Genomic DNA, 5225 nt, shown 5'->3' with positions numbered 1-5225 from the left:
CGGCGGAGTCGTCGGGGGGCCCGTGGAGCTCGGCGAACGCGCAGTCGGCGACCGGGTGGGCGCGGAACCGGAAGCCGGTGACCACGCCGAAATTGCCGCCCCCGCCGCCCCGCAGGGCCCAGAACAGTGCGGGGTCGCGCTCGGCGTCGACCTCGCGGACGCTCCCGTCGGGGGTCACGACGGTCGCGCCGGTGAGCTGGTCGGCGGTGGCGCCGTAGGACCGGGAGGCCGGGCCCAGCCCGCCGCCGAGGGTGAGCCCGGCGATCCCGACGGAGGGGCACAGCCCGGCCGGCACGGCCAGGCCCCGTGCGGCGAGGGCGGCGTTCACGTCGCCGATCCGGGCGCCCGCGCCGATCCGCAGGTCGGTCCCGGAGACGGACACCTGGGCCATGGCCCCCGCGTCGACGACGAGCCCGGCCTCGCGCGTGGACCAGCCCGCGTAGCCGTGGCCGCCGCCGCGCGGGACCACGGGGACGGCCGAGCGGCGGGCGAAGTCCAGGCAGACGGCCACGTCCCCCGGGTGCGCGGGATAGGCCACCGCGCCGGGCCGGACCGTGTCGTAGCGGGGCTGGAACAGCCGCCGGGCCTCGGCGTAGTCCGGGTCCTCCGGCGTCACCAGCCGGCCGTCGAGAGCGCGGGCCAGCGCCCCGAAGTCCGGGTTCCCGGCACGCCCGCCCGCCGCGCCGAGGGAGGCGAGTGCGCCGGCGGCGCCGGCCGCGAGGACCTGGCGGCGGTGGAGGCTCATCCCTCCTTCCTGCCACCGCCTTGCCCGTTCGGGGCGAAGGCGGGCCCACGGGGGCCGAGTTGCCCCCCGAACGGCCCATACCGGGGCGCGCCGGCGGCCGGCGTCAGGCGCTCTTGCGGGCCAGCAGGAAGCCCTGCGGGGACTTCTCGTCGGGATCCGGTTCCCGGACCAGCCGGGCCGTCTCGGTGAGACCGGCCCCGGCCAGCAGATCGGCGATGAGCTCGGGCGGGGTCCAGTACACGTCGAGCTCGACCGGATGCCCGTAGGCGTGTTCCAGCCGCCTCTTCTCGTCGCCCGCCTTGAACGCGATCAGCAGGTAACCGCCCGGTGCCAGCACCCGCGCGAACTCGGCGAAGACCGGTGCGAGTTCGGAAGGCGGCGTATGGACGGTGGAGTACCAGGCCAGGACCCCGCCCAGGACCCCGTCCGCCATGTCCAGGGCGCCCATCGAACCGACCTCGAACCGCAGCCCCGGATACGTCCGGCGGGCCACCGCCACCATCGCCGGGGACAGGTCGACGCCGAAGGCCCGTACCCCCAGACCGTCGAGGTGCGCCGTCACCCGGCCGGGTCCGCAGCCCAGGTCGGCGACGGCCCGCCCGCCGTACGGCTCCTCACCGCGCACGCACTCCGCGAAGGCGGCCAGCATGGCCCGGTCCAGTGGCCTGCGCCCCAGTTCCCCGGCCAGCAGCCGGGCGTAATCGGCGGCGACGGCGTCGTAGGACGACCGGACGGTGTTGAGGTGCGAAGTCGATCCCATGCCCCTGGACAGTAGCCCGACGCCGTCCCCGAATCAGCCCCCCGCCAGCGGATTCTCCAGCTCGGCCCACTGATCGCCCGGGATCCCGGGGCTCAGCCGCATCAGGGTCAGTGCCTTCGTGGGCAGCGGCCCGCCCAGCAGTGCCCCGGTGTCGGCCGTGGCCTCCAGGCCCGGCGCCGCCGCCGCGAGGTCCCGCGCGAGCGCGGCGGCCGAACCGGCCGTGGAGCCCAGCGCCCCGGCCACCAGGGCCCCGAACAGCTTGCGCCGCAGGGCGGTCACGTCGTCGGTGATCAGCCGGCCCGTCAGCGGGGGCACCGGCAGTCCGTGGCGGGCGAGCCGGGCCGGGCTGATCCGGATGTCGGCGAGATCGCGGTAGACCAGGCGCAGCGGCGTGCCGTCGGCGGCCAGCACGACCAGGAGGTTCTGGCCGTGGGCCTCCAGGGCCACCCCGAGGTCCAGCACCCGCAGGCACACGGACAGCGCGAGGCGGGCGAATCCGGCCCGCCAGGGGTCGGAGCGCGCGTACGGGGTGAGGGCCAGCGCGGCGACCGGCAGTACGCGCTCGCCCGCGCCGGTGTCCGCGTACGTCTCGGGGGGCTCGCGGAGCACGGCGGCCAGGTCCGGGGTGTGCGCGGTGACGGCGCCCAGGGTGCGGGTGATGTGCAGACGGCCGTCGAGCCGCTCGGACAGGCTCTGCGCGAAGGCGGAGACCGCGGCGGCCGTCTCGACGGAGTAGGCGGAGATGTCCCGCACCGAGGAGGTGAGCCGGGTGCTGAGCGCGGTCTTCACGTGCGGCCCGCCGTCGGCGGGGGCCAGGGTGCGCAGGGCCATCAGCGGGTGCGCGGCCGGACCCGGCAGGATCTCCTGCGCGGCCGGTCCCCCCTGCTTGAACACGTGCTCGGCCTGCCACGGATGGACCGGTACGAGGATCCGCCCGGCCTCCCGCCAGGCCTCCGGCCAGTCCCCGGCGACCAGGCACTCCTCGGCCCGTACGGCGGCCAGCCCGAGCGTCACCCGGGGCCGGTGCTCGGGCGCGTACGCCAGCTGCTCCGCGACGGTGAACCCCGGCCGGGAGCGGCAGTTGGGGTGGTACGGATGCCCGTCGACCACCCGTTGCTCCCACTCCCAGGTGCTCAGCGGCTCGGTGTCGGGCCCGGCCGGCTGCCCGGCCCTCGACAGGGCGAGGGAGGCAGTGCTGTCGTCGAGCTCGGCGGCGAACTCCTCCCCGTGCGGCACCCCGAGCGCCGCCACCAGCCGGGCGGCCCCCCGGTAGGGGCGGCCGTCGAGCAGCAGTTCGGTGACGTACGGGTCCGTCGTGTACGGGTCCGCCGCGGGGCCCTCCAGCCGGGCACCCGAGGCGAGGCGCAGCACGAGACCGCCCGGGCCCCGTTCCCGGTGCGCGATCCACGGCAGCGGTTCGCAGGCGAGCGCCCGCCACAACCGGGTCAGTACGGCGGCGCGCGCGCCGGGGAGCGCGGCGCGGTACGCGGCGCCGAGCCCGGGCCGGGCGCCGGCCGGCTGCGCCGCGCGGGCCAGCCCGGCGGCCACGGCCTCTTCGGCCGGGGTGGCGGGGAGGTGCATGCTGGGGTCCAGGGCCCTGATCCTCTCGGATGACGTGATGATCACTTCATCATCGCGGATACTGAAGATCACGGCCGTTGGTACGCCCCGCGCACCTCCGGCGCACCGGTTTTACCGAATGGAATCCGTGGACCTCAACGCCGCCGACACTGCCGACGACAACGCTGCCCGCAGCGCCGCAGCCGATGCCCTTGCGGCCGCACCGTTGTTGAACTGCCTGCTCAGAGAGGCGGCCGAGCCCGCCGGGCCCGGGTCCTCCGCGGCGGACGGACCCGCCGCCGCGGACGGGTGGAGCACGCACCGGCTGCTCGGCAGTGGGCGGCTGCTGCGGGTGAGGGGCGGACGCCGGCCGGTGCGCCCCGAACTGGGCACCGCGCAGGGCTGGCACCCGCTCGGCCACACCGAGCTGGTCAAACTGGTCGCCGACGAACTGCTCCAGTACACCGGAGTGTCCAACGACGAGCTGCCGGTGGAGATCGCCGACAGCCGCGAGACCGTCGCCGCGCTGCTGACCGCCCGGGCGGCGGCCCAGCCGCCATCCGACGCGTACGTCCGCTCCGAGCAGGCCCTGGTGATGGGGCATCCGCACCACCCGGCCCCCAAGGCCCGGGGCGGAGCCCCGGCCGCGGGCTGGCTGCCGTACGCCCCCGAGGCGCACGCCCGGTTCCCGCTGGTCTTCCTGGGGCTGCGCGAGGACCAGGTGGTGGAGGAGGGCGGGCCCGCGGCGGCCGCCGCGATCGACTCCCTCGCGCGGGCGGCCGGCGGTCCGCTCCCGCCCGCCGGCTACCGGCTGCTGCCCGCGCACCCCTGGCAGCTCGATCTGGTCGCGGGCCGGCCCGCGGTGCGCGAGGCCTTCGCGGACGGGCGGTTGCTGCGGCTGGGGACCGGACGGCTGCCGGTCTGGCCGACGGCCTCGATCCGGACCCTGTACGTGCCCGGCGGCGCCGGGGACACCGGGCCGGCGGACGGGGGACTGCCGGACGGGGCCGCTCCCGGCGCCGGCCCGTCCGGTGGTGACTTGTTCGTGAAGTTCAGCCTCGACGTGCGGATCACCAACGACGTGCGCCGGCTGTGGCGGCACGACCTGCTGGTGCTGCGCCGCACCGACGCCGCGGTCGAGGCCGGCTTCGCGGACCTGCGCCGGTCCGGATCGCACGCGGCCTGGCTGCCCGACCGCGGGTACCGTACGGCCGCCTTCGCCTTCGAGGAGCTCGCCGTACTGGTCCGCGACGGCCTGCGGGCGCACGCGGAGCCGGGGGTCACGCCCCTGCTGGCGGCCGCGATCGCGGAGGGCTACCCGGGCAGCCCGCTCGAGGCCACCGCCGACCCGGTCGGGTGGTGGCGGGCGTACCTGCGCGAGGTGGTGCCGCCGGTGCTCCACCTGTTCGCCCGGCACGGCATCGTCCTGGAGGCCCACCTCCAGAACACCCTGGTCGCCGTCGACGCCGCGGGCATGCCCGCGCAGGCGCTCTTCCGGGACGCGGAAGGCGTCAAACTCCTGCCGGACGTGGAGCGCGGAGCCGCCTGGCAGCGCCTCGTCTACTGCCTGGTGGTCAACCACCTGACCGAGGTGGCGGGTGCGCTCGCGCAGAGCCACCCGGAGGCGGCCGGAGCCCTGTGGCCGGCGGCCCGGGCGGAGTTCCGGCGCTTCGACGAGGTCCACGGGCTGCCCGAGATCGAGGCACTGCTGGCCGCCCCGACCCTCCCGGCCAAGACCAACCTGCTGCTGCGCTGGACCAGGGCGGACGGTGCGGACGCCCGCTACCTGCCGCTCCCCAACCCCTTGCGGGGGTAGGCCGGCCAAGCGGGGGAGAAGGTTCCGGCCAATCCGGTCCGGTTGCCGGTACCCCTCTCACCTAAAGGTATAGACCAATGCTACGTTGGTCGGGCAGACCGCGCAGTCCTTGACCTCCCGTCAGAGGAGAAGCCATGCCCTCCCCTTCGCGGGGTGGCGGCCAGGCCGCCATGCCCAAGTACCAGCGGATCGCCGCAGCGTTGCGGCACGAGCTCGACCGCACCGCCCTCACCCCCGGAGCCAAGCTGCCCTCCGAGCGCAGCCTGGCCGCCCGCTACCAGGTCAACCGGCAGACCATCCGGGCTGCCCTCCAGCACCTGCGCGAGGACGGCCTCGTCGTCACC

At 76.1% G+C, this 5225-nt stretch carries 5 protein-coding genes; 2 read left to right on the top strand and 3 right to left on the bottom strand.

Annotated elements, in window-relative coordinates:
• The 3 genes from ACWGDE_RS35910 to ACWGDE_RS35900 form a co-directional block, all read right to left on the bottom strand.
• Positions 1-745, bottom strand: a 745-nt coding sequence (locus ACWGDE_RS35910) for an FAD-binding oxidoreductase (RefSeq protein ID WP_453393269.1), incomplete at its 3' end; no start/stop codon positions are given.
• Positions 746-848: 103 nt separating this feature from the next.
• A complete protein-coding gene (locus tag ACWGDE_RS35905; RefSeq protein ID WP_453393268.1) occupies positions 849-1505 on the bottom strand; it encodes a class I SAM-dependent DNA methyltransferase in 657 nt (218 codons plus the stop codon).
• A gap of 33 nt (positions 1506-1538) precedes the next feature.
• Entirely contained in the window at positions 1539-3086 is a 1548-nt protein-coding gene (locus ACWGDE_RS35900) for an IucA/IucC family protein (protein WP_453393270.1), read from the bottom strand.
• A 118-nt stretch (positions 3087-3204) separates the two neighbouring features.
• Here ACWGDE_RS35900 and ACWGDE_RS35895 point away from each other — a divergent pair, with 118 nt between their 5' ends.
• Both ACWGDE_RS35895 and ACWGDE_RS35890 read left to right on the top strand, forming a co-directional pair.
• Complete coding sequence (locus ACWGDE_RS35895) at positions 3205-4881, top strand: IucA/IucC family protein (protein ID WP_453393267.1); 1677 nt, start codon at positions 3205-3207, stop codon at positions 4879-4881.
• Positions 4882-5015: 134 nt separating this feature from the next.
• On the top strand, positions 5016-5225 hold a 210-nt coding region (locus ACWGDE_RS35890; protein WP_453393266.1), incomplete at its 3' end, for a GntR family transcriptional regulator.

The organism is Streptomyces sp. NPDC054956 (assembly GCF_053609185.1).
Note: the sequence above shows the minus strand (reverse complement) of the source record. Positions and strands in the feature narration are given on the sequence as shown.